This window comes from Bradyrhizobium sp. Mp19, from assembly GCF_029952935.1.
Taxonomy (GTDB): domain Bacteria; phylum Pseudomonadota; class Alphaproteobacteria; order Rhizobiales; family Xanthobacteraceae; genus Bradyrhizobium; species Bradyrhizobium elkanii.
Genome location: NZ_JASAUT010000005.1, coordinates 208,532 through 227,389, shown reverse-complemented (window position 1 = coordinate 227,389; position 18,858 = coordinate 208,532). Strand labels below are relative to the sequence as shown.

Here is an 18,858-nt window from a genome sequence, read left to right as displayed (position 1 = left end):
AGGGGACGGCTAGCTTCAATTCACGACCACAGGCGATCGGGAGCTTCATATGATTACGCTTTTTGGCTTTGGCACGGGCTTCGGCTTGCCGGAAATCAGCCCCTTCGTGACCAAAACCGAGGTCCAGCTCAAGATGGCCGGGCTCGACTATCGCAAGGAGAAGGCGATGCCGCCGGCCTCTCCCAAGGGCCAGCTGCCGTTCATCGCCGACGACGGCGAGGCGATCGCCGATTCGACCTTCATCCGCGCCCATATCGAGGGCAAATACGGCTTCGATTTCGACGCGCCGCTCAGCCTGCAGGCGCGCGCCCAGGCATGGGCCTTCGAGCGCATGATCGAGCATCACGTCTACTGGGCGCTGGTCGGCGCGCGCTGGGTCGACGACACCAATTTCGCCAAGGGGCCCGCGCATTTCTTCGACGGCGCGCCCGACCATATGCGCGACAAGATGCGCGAGGACGCCCAGTTCCGCGTTGCCGAGAACTATCTGCTGAGCGGGCTTGGCCGTCACGGACCGGACGAAGACGTTGATCTCGCGATCCGCTCGCTGTTCGCGCTGTCAGTGCAGCTCGGCGACAAGCCGTATCTGATGGGCGATGCGCCGTGCGGCACCGATGCCACCGCGTTCGGCGCGCTGGCGGGAATCCTCACCCCGTTCTTCGATTCGCCGCTGCGCGAGCGCACCGAGAAGTTCGACAATCTCACCGCCTATGTCGGCCGGATGATGCGGCAATATTATCCGGAATTCGCCTGGGCGCCGCTGCAGCAGCAGGCGGCCTAAGCCGGCGCCACAGCAGCGGGCTCGCCCTTCAATGAGGCGAGCTCCGCCTCGAGCTCGGCGATGCGCTGGTCGCGCGAGGCCAGCGCTGCCGCCACATCGGCCGCGTCGAACTTCTGCGGAATGTGCTGCGGGCAGTTGGTGTCCCACGCTGTGACCTTGAACAGGATCACCTGCTCGGGCCGCGCGCGGTACCCCTGCGGCATCAGCGCGCGCGTCAGCGCCGGATCGTCCTCCACCACCTTCGCCTCGCCCCACAGCTTGACGCGGCGGCGGTGCGCATAATCCATCACGAAGATATACGCCCTGGCATTCTCCGACAGATTGCCCTGGGTGATGAACTGCCGGTTGCCGCTGTAATCGGCGAACGCGATGGTGTGCTTGTCGAGCACCTTGATAAAGCCCTTCGGCCCGCCGCGATGCTGGATGTAGGGCTGGCCGTCGGCCGAGGCGGTCGCGAGATAGAAGCTGTTCACCTCGCCGAGGAACCCGGCGAGGTTCTCGTCGATCTCGCTGCGCCAGCCGCCATGTGCCTCGACCTCGGCGTAGGTGGCGCGCGAGCCCTTGCGGGTCTGGATCGCCTTCACCGCCGGACTGAATGCGACGTCGCTCGCATAGCTGTGACCATCTGACATCGGAGCCTCCCGTGACGGGCGCCTGAAGCGGTTGTCCTCGCCGCTTAAAATGGACATTCCCAGATCGTAAGCAATCTTGTGCATTGACACTTCACTGTTGCCGATTATGCAATAGTGCTCATGGACCGGATCGACGCCATGCAGGCCTTCGTCGCGGTGGCGGACCTCGAGGGTTTTGCCCCCGCCGCCCGCAAGCTCGGGCTGTCGCCGTCCGCCATCACGCGGTTGATCGCGGCGCTGGAGGAGCGGCTCGGCGCGCGGCTACTGCAGCGGACCACGCGGCAGGTGACGCTGACCGACGCCGGCTCGCGCTATCTGGAGCGGGCGCGCCGGATCCTCGCCGATGTCGAGGAAGCCGAGGACGCGGTGGAGAGCGAGCGCACCCGCCCCGAGGGGCGCCTCGTGATCTCGGCGCCGTTCGGCTTCGGGCGGCTGCATGTCAGCCCGGTCGTGAGCGCCTATTTGAAGCGCTATCCCGGCGTCGGCGTCGACCTGCGGCTGTCGGATCGCAGGATCAATCTGGTCGAGGACGGCGTCGACCTCGCGGTCAGGATCGGGCACCTGCCGGATTCGACGCTCGTGGCGCGGCATGTCGGCCGGATGCGCCGCATCGTGGTGGCGTCCGCCGGCTATCTCAAGCTTCGCGGCAGGCCGAAGCGGCCGGCGGACCTCACCGCCCATGACACGATCCAGTTCGGCGCCATGACCGCGACGCCGGATTGGCGCTTCATGGAGGATGGCCGCGAAATCCGCATTACCCCTACGCCGCGCTTCACCAGCAACAGTTCGGACGCCGCCATCCAGTACGCCGAGCAGGACGGCGGACTGACCCGCGTGATGGCCTATCAGGCGGCCGAATCGCTGAAGGCGCGGCGGCTCCAAATCGTGCTCGCCGAGTTCGAGCAGCCGGCGGTGCCGATCCACGTCGTCTATCCGACGACGCGGCTGTTGTCGGCCAAGGTGCGGACCTTCATCGATCTCGTGACCGAGATCACCGACTGGTACTTCGATTAGCTCACCGGCGGCTTCTTCGGCACCACGCGGAAGGTGCCGTTGGCGCGTGCGATGGTCACGCCGTCGGCCTTGATCAGGCTCTGCGCGAAGCAGATCGTGCTGCCGGTCTTGATCACGTCGCTCTCGATCGCGAGCCATTGTCCGACATTGGCGGAGCCTACGAAATCGACCGCGAGCGAGATCGTCACGAACGAGGTGGTCCAGCCGGTCGCCTGGCCGCAGCTATAGCCCATCGCGTTGTCGGCAAGCGCGGCGATCAGGCCGCCATGGATCAGGCCGCGGCCGTTGGTGTGCGGCCTCGCCAGCCGCAGGCCGATGATGACGGCCCGCTCGGTCTTCTTTTGGTAAAGCGGCTCCCAGGGCTCGGTGAGCGGGCTCTTGCGGAACAGCGGCTCGAAGCCTTGAGGGACGTCCTCGGGAGTATCGGGGACGATTTGCGTATCGGTGCTCATCTGAAAGCTCGCATATGGCGTTGGGTTGACGCCATTGAACGCGATGTCGATGACGGTTTCACCGCCTACAAAGTTTTAAACGGGATTTGCGCAGGTGTTTGAATGTAGCGCGGGCCTGTCGCCACATCTCCTGCTGTTATCGCACGGCTTGACCGGGCGATCCAGTATTCCAGAGACCGCACGGCATGAATCGAGAAGCCGCGGCGTACTGGATACCCCGCATGCGCGGGGTATGACGGCTGAGTGTGTAACGGAGAGGTTGCTCGACGAAAGAAACAGCGAGCTTGCCTAGAACGGCAGCCCCACATAGTTCTCCGACAGCGAGGTCGAGGCCGCCTTCGAGCTGACGAGGTAGTCGAGCTCGGCGATCTGGATGCGCGCGGCGAATTCGCCCTCGTCGGGGAATTTGTGCAGCATCGAGGTCATCCACCAGGAGAAGCGCACCGCCTTCCAGACCCGCGCCAGTGCTTTCGCCGAATAGCCGTCGATGCCGGCGGAGGATTTCTCGTCGTAATATTCGCGTAGCGCCTGCGACAGATAATGCACGTCGCTGGCGGCAAGGTTGAGGCCCTTGGCGCCGGTCGGCGGCACGATGTGCGAGGCGTCGCCGGCCAGGAACATGCGACCGAACCGCATCGGTTCGGCGACGAAGCTGCGCAGCGGCGCGATGCTCTTTTCGATCGAGGGGCCGGTGACGATCTCGTCGGCGGCCTTCTGGTCGAGCCGCCGCTTCAATTCGTCCCAGAACCGCTCGTCCGACCATTGGTCGACATGATCGTCGAGCGGGCACTGCACGTAATAGCGGCTGCGGTGGGACGCGCGCATCGTGCACAGCGCAAAGCCGCGCTCGTGGTTGTTGTAGATCAGCTCCGGCGAGACCGGCGGCGTCTCCGAGAGGATGCCGAGCCAGCCGAACGGATACACCCGCTCGTAGCTGGTGATCGCCGAAGCCGGCACGCTGGCGCGGCTAATGCCGTGGAAGCCGTCGCAGCCGGCGATGAAATCGCAGGCGATTTCGTGGGTGACGCCGTCCTTGACGTAGCTGACGCGCGGATGATCGGTGTCGAAATCGAGCGGCTTGACGTCGGCCGCCGAGTAGATCGAGGTCAGGCCGGCGGCCTTGCGGGCATTCATCAGGTCGAGCGTGACCTCGGTCTGGCCGTAGATGGTCACGGTCTTGCCGGTCGAGCCATGCAGGTCGATGCGGTGCCGCGCGCCGCCGAACGCCAGCTCGAGACCGTGATGGACCAGGCCCTCCTGGTGCAGCCGGGCCGCGGCGCCGACGCTCTCGAGCAGCGACACGGTGCCTTCCTCGAGCAGCCCGGCGCGAATCCGCCCCAGCACATAGTCGGGGGTCTGCCGCTCAAGAATGATGTTGTCTACGCCGAAAGTATGAAGTAGTTGCCCAAGCAACAGTCCGGCCGGACCTGCGCCAATGATTGCTACTTTTGTCCGCAATACCTTGTCCTCCCGATCGGATAGGCTTTTAGCCGGTGCCCGCGCCGCGGCGCGCGCCGTCAACTTGCCAAGGCAACTATATCATATAACGGTTTTGGCAAGGCGGATTTGCGCGGGACGCACGTTCGCCGCAGCGCAAGATGCGGCGGACGGGACCGGCGGAGGGTGCGACGTGGCGTCCGCCCGGCGGATTTCGTCTTGAATATCCGCGCGAATTAGATAACATGTTAAGTAATGAGACCGGGCAGCAAGCCCGTCCTGGAGAGGAGGAGACGTGATGAGGAAGACAATGTTGGCGGTGTTGATGGCCGCCGCCATCGTGCCGGCCGCGGGACCTGCTGTCGCGCAGGACAAGACCGTCAATCTCAAAGTGTCGCTATGGGTGCCGCCGGCGCATCCGCTGGTGCCGGCGACGCAGGCCTGGGCCGCCGATATCGAGAAGGCATCGGGCGGCACCATCAAGGTCACCGTGTTTCCGTCCGAGCAGCTCGGCAAGGCGTTCGACCATTACGACATGGCGCGCGACGGCATCGCCGACGTCACCTATGTCAATCCAGGCTATCAGCCCGGCCGTTTCCCGATCGCGGCCGCCGGCCAGCTTCCGTTCACCTTCTCCGACGGCAAGAAAGGCACGCTGGCGCTGAACGAGTGGTACCACAAATATGCGCCGACCGAGATGAAGGACACTAAGCTATGCTTCGCCTTCATCCACGATCCGGGCGCGCTGCACGGCAAGAAGAAGATCGTGCTGCCGAGCGATCTCTCCGGCGTCAAGGTGCGTCCCGCGCAGAGCACCATCGGCGAGATGGTCAAGATGTTCGGCGGCACCAATGTGCAGGCCTCCGCGCCGGAATCGCGCGACGCGATCGAGCGCGGCGTGGCCGACGAGATCACCTTTCCCTGGGGCTCGATCTTCCTGTTCGGCATCGACAAGGTGGTGAAGTACCACATGGACGTGCCGCTCTATTCGACGGTGTTCACCTACAACATGAACCTCGCCAAATATAATTCGATGTCGGCTGCCCAGAAGAAGGTGATCGACGACCATTGCACGCCGGAATGGGCCTCCAAGGTCACCGACCCCTGGACCGATTTCGAAGCCAATGGCCGCACCAAGATGAAGGCGCTGGAAGGCCACGAGGTCTACCCGCTGACATCGGATCAACTCGCCGAGTGGAAGAAGGCGGTCAAGCCGCTGCGCGACAGCTGGGCCGAGGCGGTGAAGAAGGCCGGCGGCGATGCGGCAAAGATCGACGCCGATCTGCAGGCCACGCTGAAGAAGTACGAGGCGGGGATCTAGCCGACTTCGTCATTCCGGGGCGCGCGTCAGCGCGAACCCGGAATCTCGCGCCACAATCCCCGGATTCCGGGTTCGCTCGCGTGGCGAGCGCCCCGGAATGACGGTTCCTGACAGCGATAGTCCGACATCATGGCTGCCAACTCCGAAGTTTCCCCAGACGGCGCGATCACCGGCCCACCCGAACCGGCGCGCAAGAATTTCATGGACCGCTTCATCGATTCGATCGAATGGGTGGCGGCCTTCTTCGTCGGCGTCGTCGCGCTCAACACCTTCACCGCGGTGTTCATGCGAAAATTCTTCGCGGTGACCATCCCCGACTACTACAATTTCGGCCAGTTCCTGCTCGGCATCCTGATCTTCTGGGGCATTGCGGCGACCAGCTATCGCGGCACCCACATCACCGTGGATCTGGTCTGGGCCAACGCCTCGCCGCGCCACCAGCGCTGGATCGACATCTTCGCGACGCTGGTGCTGCTGTTCGTGGTGAGCGTGCAGACCTACACGCTGGTCGACAAGGTGATCGACACCAGGAACAGCCATATCGTCACCATGGATCTCGGCGTTCCGGTCTGGCCGTTCTTCCTGGTGTCGTGGATCGGCGATGTCTCCGCGGTGCTGCTGATCGCGATCCGCACCTACCGCCTGATCTTCCATCCGGAAGATATCCATGATGCCAAGATCAAGACCGCGGAGTAGACGGCCATGAGTCTCGACCTCAGTCCCGAGACCGTCGCCGTCATCGGCTTTGTCAGCCTGTTCGTGCTGATGCTGCTCCGTGTCCCCGTCGGCATGGCGATGGGCCTCGTCGGCATCACCGGCTTTGGCTACCTCACCGGCTTCGCGCCGCCGCTCAAGCTGGTCGGCCAGACCACGATGCGCACGGTGACGGATTATTCCTTCGGCGTGATCCCGATGTTCCTGCTGATGGGCGCCTTCGTGTCCGTCTCGGGCATCAGCCGCGAGCTGTTCCGCGCCGCCAACACCTTTGTCGGTCATTGGAAAGGCGGGCTCGGCATTGCGACGATCGCGGCCTGCGGCGGCTTCGCCGCGATCTCGGGCTCTTCGGTCGCGACCGCCGCGACTTTCTCGGCCGTCGCCTATCCCGAGATGCGCCGCTTCGGCTATCCGCAATCATTCGCCGCCGGCGTGATCGCGGTCGGCGGCACGCTCGGGGCGATGCTGCCGCCGTCCACCGTGCTCGCGGTCTACGGCATCATCACCCAGCAGGATATCGGCAAGCTGTTTATCGCGGGCGTGGTGCCGGGCCTGCTCGCGATCCTGATGCACATGATCACGATCGGCATCATCGGCGTGACGCGGCCCGGCTTCCTGCCGGCGGGAAAGAAAGCGTCATGGCACGAACGCTTTGTCGCGCTGCGCGACGTCTGGTCGCCGCTGCTGCTGTTCCTGTTCGTGATCGGCGGGCTCTATGGCGGCTTCTTTGTCCCGACCGAAGCCGGCGCGGTCGGCGCGGTGGGCGCCTTCATCATCGGTATTCTCCGCGGCAAGTTGACCAGGGAAGGCATCCTGCAATCGCTGCTGCAGGCGACGCGCACCGCGGCCGCCGTGTTCACGGTGCTGATCGGCGCGCTCTGCTTCGGCTATTTCCTTACCATCACCCAGACGCCGCAGCACGTCACCGAATTCCTCACCGGGCTCGGCATCGGCCCCTATGGCGTGCTGGCGCTCATCCTCCTGATGTACCTTGTGCTCGGCTGCCTGATGGACGCGATGGCGATGGTGATCCTCACCGTGCCGATCGTGTTTCCGGTGGTGACGGCGCTCGGCTTCGATCCGATCTGGTTCGGCATCATCATCGTCATGACGGTCGAGCTCGGCCTGATCCATCCGCCGGTCGGCATGAACGTGTTTGTGATCAAGAGCGTGATCAAGGACGTCAACATGTCGACGATCTTTGTCGGCGTGCTGCCGTTCGTCATCACCGATTTGATCCGGCTGGTGATCCTGATCCTGTTCCCGCTGCTTGCGACCTGGCTGCCGCAGCGTATGATTGGTTAGGCTTATGAATCCCGAGCTCGAGACCAGATACGTCTTCACCATCACTGCCCGGATCGCGGAGGTGACCTCCGCCGGCGACATCGGCACCGGCGTCCGCCGCATCATTCCGATCATCGGCGGCGAGGTGAGGGGCGAGAAGGTCAACGGCAAGGTGCTGCCGTTCGGCGCGGACTTCCAGATCGTCCGGCCCAATGAGCTGATCGAGCTGGAGGCGAAATACGCGTTCGAGACCGACGACGGCGCCGTCGTCTATGTCGAGAACAAGGGCATCCGCTTCGGGCCGGTCGAGTTGTTGCAGAAACTGAAGCGCGGCGAGCCGGTCGACCCCAGGCTGATCTATTTCCGCACCGTGCCGAAATTCGAAACCGGCGCCGAAAACTACCGCTGGCTGATGCAGCACATCTTCATAGGCTCCGCCGCCCGCCACGCCGACCGCGTCGCGATCGACGTGCACCAGGTGCTTTAGCTTCGCACACATGCCGTCTCACCCGCCGGGATCCGCCAACATTCGGTGTCGTCCCTGCGAAAGCAGGACCCATACTCCGCGGCCTGTGTCGTGAACGGGACTCGTCGTTCCGTCGTCGCGCAGCAATAATCATTGGTGGTTATGGGTCCCTGCTTTCGCAGGGACGACGGGTGGAGGGGGCGCGCGTATCAACTCCATCACCGTCACCCTGAGGAGGCCGCGCAGCGGCCGTCTCGAAGGGTCGACGACCACCAGCCGGGCCGTGCATCCTTCGAGGCCCGCTTGCGCGTGCACCTCAGGATGACGGAATCGACAGCCGTGCGCGCCCATATTGACTCTCCTGCCAATCGTTATAAAACATAACTATTCTGAACAGGAAACAATAACGCCATGGGAAACGCTGCCGGCGGGGGAGACGCCTCGCTGCTCAGGATCGAGACGCGAGGGGCGGTGCTGACGGTCGGGCTGAACCGTCCCGCCAAGCGCAATGCGCTGAATGACGGCATCATCCTGGCGCTGCGGGACTGCTTCTCCGCGATACCGGATGCGGTCGGTGCCGTCGTCATCCATGGTATCGGCGATCACTTCTCGTCCGGCCTCGACCTCTCCGAACTGACCGAGCGCGACGCCACCGAGGGTCTGGTGCATTCCCAGATGTGGCACCGCGTGTTCGACCGCATCCAGTATTGCCGCGTGCCTGTCATCGCCGCGCTGAAGGGCGCCGTGATCGGCGGCGGGCTTGAGCTGGCCTGCGCCGCGCATATCCGGGTCGCCGAGCCGTCGGCCTATTTCGCGTTGCCCGAGGGCCAGCGCGGCATCTTCGTCGGCGGCGGCGGATCGGTGCGGCTGCCGCGCCTGATCGGTGTGCCGCGGATGGCCGACATGATGTTGACCGGGCGGGTCTATTCGGCGACCGAGGGCGCCGCCTACGGCTTCTCGCAATACCTCACCGAGGCAGACGGCGCGCTGCCGAAGGCGCTGGAGCTTGCCGAGCGCGTCGCCGCCAATGCGCCGCTGACCAACTTCGCCGTGCTGCAGGCGCTGCCGATGATCGCCGAGGCCAATCCGCAGACCGGCCTCTTGATGGAATCGCTGATGGCGACGGTGGCGCAGAGCGACAAGGAAGCCAAGAAACGGATCCGTGCCTTCCTGGATCGCAAGACCGCCAAGGTGAAGCCGACATGAGCGCCGCGCCGTCTGCAACCGCCAGCCCCGCGCATCCGCTGCGCCCGATCTCGTTTGGCAATCCCGACGTCACCGTCGAGCGCCGCGACGACGGCACGATCTATCTCCGTCCGAAGCTCAGCCTCGCGGATTTTCCGGTTCGCCTCACCGACCGCCTGCATCACTGGGCAAAGGCCGAGCCGAACCGCGTGTTCATGGCCGAACGTGCCGCCGGCGGCGGCTGGCGGCAGATCACCTACGCGCAATTGCTCGAGGCTATCAGGCGCATCGCCTCCGCGTTGATCGCGCGCGGGCTGTCGGCCGAGCGGCCGATCGTGATCCTGTCGGGCAATTCAATCGATCATGCCTTGATGGCACTCGGCGCGCTCTATGCCGGCGTTCCGTTCTGCCCGGTGTCGCCGGCCTATTCGCTGGTATCGCGCGACTACGGCAAGCTCAGCTTCGTCATCAAGCTTCTGACGCCCGGCCTCATCTTCGTCGACGATGCCGACAAGTTTGCCGACGCGCTGCGCGCCAATGTCGGATCCGATGTCGAGATCGCCGCGAGCCGCGGCACTGTGCCCGGCCGTGAGGTGACGCGCCTCGCCGGTCTCTTGGCGACGCCGGAAGACCCGCGCCTCGATGCGACCCATGCGGCTATCGGTCCGGACACGATCGCGAAATTCCTGCTGACGTCGGGGTCGACCGGCAATCCCAAGGCCGTCATCAACACCCAGCGCATGATCTGCGCCAACCAGGTGATGCTGCGCGAGACGCTGGCGTTCCTCAAGGACGAGCCGCCTGTGATCGTCGACTGGTTGCCATGGAATCACACTTTTGGTGGCAACCACAATGTCGGGCTGACGCTCTATAATGGCGGCTCGATGTATCTCGATGAGGGCAAGCCGATGCCCGGCGGCATCGAGGAGACCGTGCGAAACCTGCGCGAGATCTCGCCGACGGTCTATTTCAACGTGCCAAAAGGCTATGAATCGCTGCTGCCCTATCTGCGCGACGACGCCGGTCTGCGGGCAAAATTCTTCGACCGGCTGCATGCGATGTTCTTCTCGGGCGCCGCGCTGTCGCCGTTCATCTGGAACAGCCTCGATGCGCTCGCCGTGCAGGAGAAGGGCTATCGCGTGCCCATGCTGACCGGGCTCGGCGCCACCGAGACCTCGCCGTTCTTCATGTCGGTGCGTCCCGATACCAGCCGCTCCGGCCATGTCGGGCTTCCGGTGTCGGGCAACGATGCGAAGCTCGTTCCGAACAACGGCAAGCTCGAGGTCCGCGCCAAGGGCCCGAATGTGACGCCGGGCTACTGGCGGCAACCCGAGCTGACCGCCAAGGCGTTCGACGAGGAAGGTTTTTACAAGTTCGGCGACGCGCTGAAGCCCGCTAACGCGAGCGATCTCGATGCCGGTTTCGATTTCGACGGCCGCATCGCCGAGGATTTCAAGCTGGCGAGCGGCACCTGGGTCAGCGTCGGCCCGTTGCGGGCGCGCTTCGTTGGCACCTGCGCGCCGCTGGTGCGCGACGTCGTGATCGCGGGGCTCAATCGCGACGAGCTTGCCGCAATCGTGATCCTCGATCTCGACGGCTGTCGCCTGATCAATCCGGCGCTGGTCGCCAATGACATCGCGGCCGCGGCCAATGATCCGCTGGTGCGCGCTGCCTTTCGCGAACGCTTCGCGCGTGTTCTCGCCGGCGCCACCGGCTCGTCGAACCGGATCGCGCGCGCGATCCTGCTCGACACGCCGCTGTCGATCGATCGCGGCGAGGTCACCGACAAGGGCTCGATCAACCAGCGCGCGGTGCTGGAGCATCGCACGGACATCATCGAAGCGCTTTATGCGCCGGTGCCGCCGGCATCGGTGATCACGTCAGTCTAGTTCTCGAACAGGAGAAAGCCATGCAGTTGAAGGACCAGGCCGCCATCGTCACCGGCGGCGCATCGGGATTGGGTGCTGCGACCGCGCGCCGTCTGGCCGCGCAGGGCGCCAAGGTCGCGGTTTGCGACCTCAACGCCAAGCTCGCCGAGAGCGTCGCTGCCGAGATCGGCGGCATTCCGGTGGTCTGCGACGTCGCCGATGCGGCGGCGGCCGAAGCTGCCGTCGCGGCGGCCGCCAAGGCGCACGGCCCGGCCCGCGTGCTGGTGAATTGCGCCGGCATCGGGGTGGCAAAGCGCGTGATCGGCCGCGAGGGGCCGATGGCGCTGGCCGACTTCGACAAGGTGATCAAGGTCAATCTGATCGGCTCGTTCAACATGCTGCGGCTTGCGACCGCTGACATGGCCAAGCTCGAGCCGCTCGCAACCGGCGAGCGCGGCGTCGTGATCTCGACGGCCTCGGTCGCCGCTTATGACGGCCAGATCGGGCAGGCGGCCTATTCGGCATCGAAGGGCGGCATCGTCGCGATGACGCTGCCGATCGCGCGCGAGCTCGCGCAATTCGGCATCCGCGTCCTGACGATCGCGCCTGGCCTGTTCATGACGCCCCTGCTGGCCGGCCTGCCGCAGGAAGCGCAGGATTCGCTCGCCGCCGCGATCCCGTTCCCGCGCCGGCTCGGCCAGGCCGACGAGTTCGCCTCGCTGGCGCTGCACATGATCGACAACCCCTATCTGAACGGCGAAGTGGTGCGGCTCGATGCCGCGCTCCGGATGGCGCCGCGCTGAAGCATGATCCGGAAGAGCGCGAGCCGCCCTTCCGGATCGCTCACGCTCAATCGAGGATAAACCATGTTCGTCAATCGGCGCGACGTGCAGATCCAGTGGGGCGATTGCGACCCTGCCAACATCGTCTACTACCCGCGCTACTTCGCGATGTTCGACGACTCGACCTCGATCATGTTCGAAGCCGCCGGTTGCTCGAAGCAGGACCTCGTCCACAAATACGGCCTGGTCGGCATTCCCATGGTCGACACGCGGGCGAAATTCCACATCCCGTCGACCCATGGCGACTGGATTACCATCGAGAGCCGGATCGAGAGCATCAAGCGCTCGAGCTTTGAGGTGGTGCACCGCGTGCTCAAGGGCGAGGCACTGGCGATCGAGGCGTTCGAGACCAGGGTGCTGGTCGGCCGCCATCCGGACGATCCCGCCAAGCTGAAATCGGCGCCGTTTCCGCAGGAGATCATCGACCGCTTCATGAACGGCTGACGTGTGCATGAAGGGCTGACTCGTAGCCCCTCATGACTCGACTTTCGGAGCATGATCCTCTCGGAAAACCGGTTTCCACTTTTCCGGATCATGCTCTAAAGAAGGGGCTGAATTGGCCCGCAAAACTGGTTTAAACCCAAAAAACTTATCCGCAGGGAGGAATGAATGAGGAAGGCCACTCTCGCCGCAGCAGCGCTCGCAGCAGCCATCGCGCTGCCGGGCGCGCCCGCACTGGCGCAGACCAATGAAATCACCATCGGCATCTCGATCTCGACCACGGGGCCGGCCGCGGCGCTCGGCATCCCGGAGCGCAACGCGCTCGATTTCGTGCCGAAGGAGATCGGCGGCGTGCCGCTGAAGCTGATCGTGCTCGACGACGGCGGCGATCCGACGGCTGCGACCACCAATGCGCGGCGCTTCGTCACGGAGTCGAAGGCCGACATCATCATGGGCTCCTGCACCACGCCGCCCTCGATCGCGGTGTCGACGGTCGCCAACGAGGCCGGCATCCCGCATCTCGGCCTCGCGCCGTTCCCGATCAACGACGCGCGCATGAAGTGGTCGGTCGACCTGCCGCAGTCGATCCCGATCATGGGCAAGGTGCTCTACGAGCACATGAAGGCGCACAACATCAAGACCGTCGGCTATATCGGCTATTCGGATTCCTACGGCGACCTCTGGGTCAACGACTTCAAGGCGCAAGCCGTGCCGATGGGCCTGACCATGACCGACGAGGAACGCTTCGCGCGTCCGGATACGTCGGTCGCGGGCCAGGTGCTGAAGCTCGTCGCCGCCAATCCTGACGCCATCCTGGTTGGTGCTTCCGGCACCGCCGCGGCGCTGCCGCAGACCGCGCTGCGCGAGCGCGGCTACAAGGGCCTGATCTACCAGACCCACGGCGCCGCCAGCATGGACTTCATCCGCATCGCGGGTGCGGCCGCAGAAGGCGTCATCATGTCGGCGGGCCCGGTGATGTCGCCGGAAACGCAAGCCGACAGCGCGCTGACCAAGAAGCCTGGGCTTGCGCTCAACACCGCCTATGAAGCAAAGTACGGCGCCAACAGCCGCAGCCAGTTCGCCGGCCATTCCTACGATGCCTTCGAGGTATTGAAGCGTGTCATCCCGGTGGCGCTGAAGGCCGGCAAGCCCGGCACGCCGGAGTTCCGCGAAGGCATCCGCAAGGCGTTCATCTCCGAGAAGGAGATCGTCGCCACCCAGGGCGTCTACAACTGGACCGAAAAGGACCGCTACGGCCTCGACGACCGCTCGCGCATCCTGCTGACGGTCAAGGACGGCAAATACGTCCCGGCGATGTGAGCCGGTCGCGATCCGCGAAACGAAGAAGCCGGCCCCGATAAGGCCGGCTTTTTCTTACCCTCCCCCTCCAGGGCCCCTGGAGGGGGAGGATCGCCGCGCATGCAATGCGCGGCGAGGTGGGGTGAAGGTCTATCCGCGTTGGCAGTATCGCCGCACACCAGCGCCTAAATCGCGCTTTCGCCTTCGTGCTGGAAGCCGAGATAGCTTGCGGCGACGCCCTTGTTGGCGGCGATGTCCTTGGCGGTGCCCGACAGCACGAACTCGCCGAGCTCCATCACATAGGCGCGGTCGGCGATCTGCAATGCGGCCTGGGCGTTCTGCTCGACCAGCAGCACCGAGACGCCGGCGGCGCGGAGCTCGCCGACGATGCGGAAGATGTCGGCGACGATGATCGGGGCGAGGCCGAGGCTCGGCTCGTCCAGCATCAAGAGCTTCGGCGCGCCCATCAGCGCGCGGCCCATCGCCAGCATCTGCTGCTCGCCGCCGGACAGCGTTCCGGCAAGCTGCTTGCGCCGCTCCTTGAGCCGCGGAAACAACGTGTAGACCCGCTCCAGCGAGGTCGCCGCGACAGCCTTCGCGATCCGGAAGGCGCCGAGCTCGAGATTGTCCTCGACATTCATGGTGCCGAACAATTCGCGATGCTCGGGCACCAGGCTGAGGCCGATGGCGACGCGGTCCTCGATGTCGAGCGGCGCCATGTCGACGCCCGCGAACGTCGTGCGCCCCTTCAGCGGCAGCACGCCCATGATGGCGTTGAGCAGCGTGGTCTTGCCGGCGCCGTTGGCGCCGATGATGGTGACGATCTCGTTGTCGGCGACGTCGAGCGAAACGCCGCGTACCGCCTCGACCTTGCCGTAGGAGATGTGGACGTCGGTCACCGATAGCAGCGCACTCATGCGGCGGCTCCGAGATAGGCCTTGATCACGTCGGGGTTGCGCTTGATCGCGGCCGGCGTGCCCTCGGCGATCTTGGTGCCGAAATCCAGCACCACGATGCGGTCGGCGAGATCCATCACGAACCCCATATCGTGCTCGACCAGCAGCACCGACATGCCGCCGTCGCGCAATTGCCGGAGCAGCGCGGCCAGCCGCTGCTTCTCCATGTGGCGCAGGCCGGCGGCCGGCTCATCGAGCAGCAGCAGCATCGGATCGACGCACAGCGCGCGGGCGATCTCGACGATGCGTTGCTGCCCGAGCGACAGTGAGCCTGCCAGCTGGTCGATCTGGTCGGACAGGCCGACGCGCGCGATCTGCCGCGCGGCTTCCGCCAGCAGCTTCGCCTCGTCAGCGCGGTCGAGCCGCAGCATGCTGGAGATCGCGCCGGAATTGCCACGCAGATGCGCGCCGATCGCGACGTTCTCCAGCACGGTCATGTCGGGCACCAGCTTGACATGCTGGAAAGTCCTGGAAACGCCGAGCTTGACCACCTCCTGCGGCGGAGCGTTCTCGACTTCCTTGCCAAGCACGGAGATCTTGCCGCTGGTTGCGGTCAGGACGCCGGTGATCAAATTGAAGGTGGTGCTCTTGCCGGCGCCGTTCGGGCCGATCAGCGCGACGATCTCGCGGGCGTTGACGTCGAACGAGACGTCGTTGACGGCGAGCACGCCGCCGAACTGCTTGCGCGCCTTGTCGATGTGCAGAAGGATCGGAGACGTTCCGGGCGCCCGTTCGCGGTGCTCCAGCTTCACGGACGTGTCCGGGGTCTTGCGGGCGGGCTTGAACGGCAGCCGCGACATCAGCCAGGGCCAGACGCCCTGAGGCGCGAGCTGCAACAGCAGCACCAGCATGATGCCGAACACGATGGTCTCGAGCTGGCTCTGGCCGCCGAAGATGTAGGGCAGGTAGCTCTGCAGCACCTCCTTGAGGATCACGACGATGCCGGCGCCAAGCACGCCGCCCCAGACGTAACCGGCGCCGCCGACCACGGCGATGAACAGATACTCGATGCCGGCCTGTGCGCCGAACGGCGTCGGGTTGGCGGCGCGCTGGAAATGCGCATAGAGCCAGCCGGACAGGCCGGCCAGCACCGCGGCATAGATGAACACCAACAGCTTCGCGCGCGGCGTCTGCACGCCGAATGCTTCGGCCGCGACATGGCCGCGCCGCAAGGCGCGGATCGCGCGCCCGGTGCGGGAGTCCAAGAGGTTCATGGTCAGCAGCGCGGAGAGCAGCACCGCGACCCAGATCGCATAATAGATCGCATCCGGGCTCAGCATCTTGAACGAGCCGATCGACAGCGGCGGAATGCCGGAGATGCCGTCGTTGCGGCCGAGGAATTCGAGCTTGCTGAACAGATAGAACAGCCCGATGCCCCAGGCGATGGTGCCGAGCGGCAGATAATGGCCGGATAGCCGCACCGTGACGATGCCGAGCAGCACGGCCGCGATGCCGCTGACCAAGAGCGAAGCCGGCAGCGTCAGCCAGGGCGAGACGCCGTAGGCGGTGGTCAGCACCGCCGTGGTGTAGGCGCCGAAGCCGCAGAACGCGGCCTGGCCGAACGAGGTCAGGCCGCCGACGCCGGTGAGCAGCACGAGGCCCATCGCGACCAGCGCGGCGAGGCCGATATTGTCGAGCAGCACGATCCAGAACGGCGGGATGCCCGGCAGCAGCGGAGTCACCGCCATCACGAGCGCGAAGATGATGAGAGGAAGGCGCTGCGTCATCGCGCTCAATCCTTCTCTTCTTCGACCTCGGGCGCCGCGAGCGAGCGCAACACGAGCACGGGGAGGATCAGCGTGAACACGATGACTTCCTTGAAATTGCTGGCGTAGAACGATGAGAAGGCCTCGACGATGCCGACCACGATGGCGGCGACCGCGGTCAGGGGGTAGCTGACCAGGCCGCCGATGATGGCGGCGATGAAACCCTTCAGGCCGATCAGGAAGCCGGTGTCGTAATAGAGCGTCGTGATCGGCACGATCAGGATGCCGGAGATCGCGCCGATAACGGAGGCGAGCAGGAATGCGATCTGGCCGGACAGCGTGGTGCGGATGCCGACCAGGCGGGCGCCGAGGCGGTTGACCGCGGTGGCGCGCAGCGCCTTACCGGTCTTGGTGTAGCCGAAGAACAGCCACAGGGCGACGATGAAGCCGATCGTCAGGCCGTAGACCGCAAGGCTCTGCCCGGTGAAGCGCAGCGGGCCGGCGGTCACTGCGGCATTCGACAGCGCAGGCGCGCGCAGGCCTTCGGCGCCGAAGAACACCAGGCCGAGGCCCTGCAGCGCCAGATGGCAGCCGACAGAGGCGATCAGCAGCACCAGCACGGAGGTGTGCGCGATCGGCTGGAACGCGATGCGGTAGAGGAACAGCCCGATCGCCGCCACGATCAGGAGCGCGAGCGCGATGTTGACGGCGATCGGCGTGCCGGGACCGACCAGCGCGTAAATCAGACCGAGCAGCGCGACGGGAAAGGCGATGTTGAGCGCGACCGAGCGGATCACCAGCCGCGCATGCAGCGCGTTGCGGGCGAAGAACAGGTCGAGGGCGAAGGCGACGAGGCCCATCGCGACGGCAAGCCGTGCCGTGCCGGGCACCTGGCCGGTCGCCAGCATGGCGTAGCTCAGCGCACCGTAGGTGACGAATTCGCCCTGCGGGATCAGGATCACCCGCGTCACCGCGAACACCAGCACCAGGGCCAGCCCGAGCAGTGCGTAGATCGCGCCATTGGTGATGCCGTCCTGCAGCAGGAACAGCATGATCGTTGTGTTCAAGGCCGAGCGCTCCCCCTCAAGCGTCGGACCGCCGCAACCGGTCGTGCCGGTCAGGTCGGCCGATATCGGCTGTTGAAAGCTGCCGATATTTGATATAGTCCATAACAATTATTAGATATAATCTCAAGGTCCCCGAGTGTCGTGCGGGATTCTTGTACCGGGATTGCGAGCCTGGAGCGATGACTGTTTCCAAGACCGCCACCGATGCCCTCCGTTCGTCGCGGGCCCTGCGCAGGGAACCGGCCGATTCTGCCGGGGACGACAGCATGCTGCAACTGGGCGAACTGTCCGGATTGCTCGGCTATTCGTTGAAGCGCGCGCAGCTCAGGGTATTCGAGGATTTCCTGCGCTGCGTCGCGCCGCTGCAGCTGACGCCGGCGCAGTTCTCGGTGCTGCTTCTGCTCGACAAGAATCCGGGCCGCAACCAGACCGAGATCGCCAACACGCTCGGCATCCTCAGGCCGAATTTCGTCGCGATGCTCGACGCGCTGGAGAGCCGCGACCTTTGCGCGCGGATGCGCTCCACCAACGACCGCCGGTCCCACATCCTCGTCCTGACCGACAAGGGCCGCGCCGTGCTGGCGCGCGCCAAGAAGCTGGTCGCCAACAAGCACGAGGCGCGGCTGATCGAGGTGCTCGGTCCGGCCAACCACGCCGCGCTGCTGGAGATGCTGGCGAAGCTCGCGCAGGAGTTTTGAGGGGGCGCGACGGCCCGTCCGCTCGCAATGACGCGTTGGGTTGATACATATCCGGCATGCGGGCGCCGCCAGAAGGCGAACCGTCGCGGTCTAAAGCTTGTAGCCGATGTTCCGCAGCAGATCCTTCCGCCACGCAATGTCGGCGTCGGTTTCGACACCCAGCGGCGAGGCGCCATCCACCACGCCGAGCACGCCGCGCCCGAGCTCCGTCTGCGCGACGATCACCTGTGTTGGATTGGCCGTCGAGCAATAGATGCGGCAGACCTCCGGCACTGCGCGCACCGCCGGCAGCACGTTGACGGGAAAGAACCCGTCGCCGAGGAAAATCAGGAAGGTGTGACCGGCGCCGATCGCCAATGCGTTGTCGCGTGCCAGGGCGAGCGAGGCGTCGTCGTTACCGGAGCAGCGCACCAACCGCTTGCCGGAGGCCTCGCAGAAAGCCAACCCGAAGCGGATGCGCGGAACCGCGCCCACCAGCGCTTCGTGAAGGTCTTCCACGGTCTTGATGAAATGCGACTGGCCGAAGATGAAGTTGGTCTCATCCGGCTTGACGATGGGCACCACGGTGAGTTCCATGGCTTCGCTCCTGCACGCGAACGCCCCAATCCATGGTAGGCCGTCGGAGGGCGTTTGCAAGCGGCCACAGGCGCTCAAATGTGCCGGCTGTCTGCTTCGGCTCACGCCGACCAGCGTCC

Annotated in this window: 19 protein-coding genes; 12 read left to right on the top strand and 7 right to left on the bottom strand. The window is 65.1% G+C overall.

Annotated elements, in window-relative coordinates:
* The first annotated feature begins 49 nt into the window (after window positions 1-49).
* Window positions 50-781, top strand: a complete 732-nt coding sequence (locus QJT82_RS09080; RefSeq protein ID WP_028339094.1) for a glutathione S-transferase family protein — start codon at window positions 50-52, stop codon at window positions 779-781.
* Here the strand turns inward: QJT82_RS09080 and QJT82_RS09075 are convergent.
* Window positions 778-1,413 carry a pyridoxamine 5'-phosphate oxidase family protein gene (locus QJT82_RS09075; RefSeq protein WP_028339093.1) on the bottom strand — a complete coding sequence of 212 codons (636 nt, stop codon included), beginning with the start codon at window positions 1,411-1,413 and terminating at the stop codon, window positions 778-780. The genes QJT82_RS09080 and QJT82_RS09075 overlap by 4 nt on opposite strands.
* A gap of 120 nt (window positions 1,414-1,533) precedes the next feature.
* Here QJT82_RS09075 and QJT82_RS09070 point away from each other — a divergent pair, with 120 nt between their 5' ends.
* A complete protein-coding gene (locus tag QJT82_RS09070; RefSeq protein ID WP_028339092.1) occupies window positions 1,534-2,427 on the top strand; it encodes a LysR family transcriptional regulator in 894 nt (297 codons plus the stop codon).
* On the opposite strand, the gene QJT82_RS09065 is transcribed toward QJT82_RS09070, so the two are convergent.
* Together QJT82_RS09065 and pobA are read right to left on the bottom strand one after the other, a co-directional pair.
* Window positions 2,424-2,879, bottom strand: coding sequence for a PaaI family thioesterase (locus QJT82_RS09065; protein WP_051447728.1), 456 nt, complete (start codon window positions 2,877-2,879; stop codon window positions 2,424-2,426). The two genes, QJT82_RS09070 and QJT82_RS09065, sit on opposite strands and share 4 nt — an antisense overlap.
* A 288-nt stretch (window positions 2,880-3,167) precedes the next feature.
* The gene (gene pobA, locus QJT82_RS09060; RefSeq protein ID WP_028339090.1) at window positions 3,168-4,337 is read right to left on the bottom strand and encodes a 4-hydroxybenzoate 3-monooxygenase; all 1,170 of its coding nucleotides are present in this window, start codon (window positions 4,335-4,337) and stop codon (window positions 3,168-3,170) included.
* 277 nt (window positions 4,338-4,614) lie between these two features.
* Here pobA and QJT82_RS09055 point away from each other — a divergent pair, with 277 nt between their 5' ends.
* The 9 genes from QJT82_RS09055 to QJT82_RS09015 all read left to right on the top strand — a co-directional run bounded on the left by QJT82_RS09055 (window position 4,615) and on the right by QJT82_RS09015 (window position 13,757).
* Window positions 4,615-5,637, top strand: a complete 1,023-nt coding sequence (locus tag QJT82_RS09055; RefSeq protein WP_028339089.1) for a TRAP transporter substrate-binding protein — start codon at window positions 4,615-4,617, stop codon at window positions 5,635-5,637.
* Window positions 5,638-5,766: 129 nt separating this feature from the next.
* Window positions 5,767-6,333, top strand: a complete 567-nt coding sequence (locus tag QJT82_RS09050) for a TRAP transporter small permease (protein WP_051447727.1) — start codon at window positions 5,767-5,769, stop codon at window positions 6,331-6,333.
* Window positions 6,334-6,339: 6 nt separating this feature from the next.
* Window positions 6,340-7,656 (top strand): TRAP transporter permease, encoded by a 1,317-nt coding sequence (locus tag QJT82_RS09045; protein WP_264641736.1) that lies wholly within the window; start codon window positions 6,340-6,342, stop codon window positions 7,654-7,656.
* Window positions 7,657-7,660: 4 nt separating this feature from the next.
* Complete coding sequence (locus QJT82_RS09040) at window positions 7,661-8,122, top strand: DUF3237 domain-containing protein (RefSeq protein ID WP_028339087.1); 462 nt, start codon at window positions 7,661-7,663, stop codon at window positions 8,120-8,122.
* A gap of 390 nt (window positions 8,123-8,512) precedes the next feature.
* Window positions 8,513-9,307 carry a crotonase/enoyl-CoA hydratase family protein gene (locus QJT82_RS09035; RefSeq protein WP_028336538.1) on the top strand — a complete coding sequence of 265 codons (795 nt, stop codon included), beginning with the start codon at window positions 8,513-8,515 and terminating at the stop codon, window positions 9,305-9,307.
* Window positions 9,304-11,175 carry a feruloyl-CoA synthase gene (locus QJT82_RS09030; RefSeq protein WP_028339086.1) on the top strand — a complete coding sequence of 624 codons (1,872 nt, stop codon included), beginning with the start codon at window positions 9,304-9,306 and terminating at the stop codon, window positions 11,173-11,175. The genes QJT82_RS09035 and QJT82_RS09030 overlap by 4 nt, the downstream gene beginning before the upstream one ends.
* 20 nt (window positions 11,176-11,195) lie before the next feature.
* Window positions 11,196-11,957 carry an SDR family NAD(P)-dependent oxidoreductase gene (locus QJT82_RS09025; protein ID WP_028339085.1) on the top strand — a complete coding sequence of 254 codons (762 nt, stop codon included), beginning with the start codon at window positions 11,196-11,198 and terminating at the stop codon, window positions 11,955-11,957.
* 63 nt (window positions 11,958-12,020) lie between these two features.
* A complete protein-coding gene (locus QJT82_RS09020) occupies window positions 12,021-12,440 on the top strand; it encodes a thioesterase family protein (protein WP_028339084.1) in 420 nt (139 codons plus the stop codon).
* 165 nt (window positions 12,441-12,605) lie between these two features.
* Window positions 12,606-13,757 carry an ABC transporter substrate-binding protein gene (locus tag QJT82_RS09015; RefSeq protein ID WP_028339083.1) on the top strand — a complete coding sequence of 384 codons (1,152 nt, stop codon included), beginning with the start codon at window positions 12,606-12,608 and terminating at the stop codon, window positions 13,755-13,757.
* A gap of 164 nt (window positions 13,758-13,921) precedes the next feature.
* On the opposite strand, the gene QJT82_RS09010 is transcribed toward QJT82_RS09015, so the two are convergent.
* Genes QJT82_RS09010 through QJT82_RS09000 form a run of 3 tightly spaced genes read right to left on the bottom strand, consistent with a single transcriptional unit; the run spans window position 13,922 to window position 17,465 of the window.
* Complete coding sequence (locus QJT82_RS09010) at window positions 13,922-14,653, bottom strand: ABC transporter ATP-binding protein (protein WP_028339082.1); 732 nt, start codon at window positions 14,651-14,653, stop codon at window positions 13,922-13,924.
* Entirely contained in the window at window positions 14,650-16,419 is a 1,770-nt protein-coding gene (locus QJT82_RS09005; protein WP_051447726.1) for a branched-chain amino acid ABC transporter ATP-binding protein/permease, read from the bottom strand. Before QJT82_RS09005 ends, QJT82_RS09010 begins: the two co-directional genes overlap by 4 nt.
* Before the next feature lie 5 nt (window positions 16,420-16,424).
* Window positions 16,425-17,465: a branched-chain amino acid ABC transporter permease gene (locus QJT82_RS09000; RefSeq protein WP_028336532.1), complete on the bottom strand. Its 1,041-nt coding sequence runs from the start codon at window positions 17,463-17,465 to the stop codon at window positions 16,425-16,427.
* A 179-nt stretch (window positions 17,466-17,644) separates the two neighbouring features.
* On the opposite strand from QJT82_RS09000, the gene QJT82_RS08995 reads away from it, so the two are divergent.
* A complete protein-coding gene (locus QJT82_RS08995) occupies window positions 17,645-18,163 on the top strand; it encodes a MarR family transcriptional regulator (RefSeq protein ID WP_028336531.1) in 519 nt (172 codons plus the stop codon).
* 90 nt (window positions 18,164-18,253) lie between these two features.
* On the opposite strand, the gene QJT82_RS08990 is transcribed toward QJT82_RS08995, so the two are convergent.
* Entirely contained in the window at window positions 18,254-18,739 is a 486-nt protein-coding gene (locus QJT82_RS08990) for an adenosine-specific kinase (RefSeq protein ID WP_028339081.1), read from the bottom strand.
* Between the last annotated feature and the right edge of the window lie 119 nt (window positions 18,740-18,858).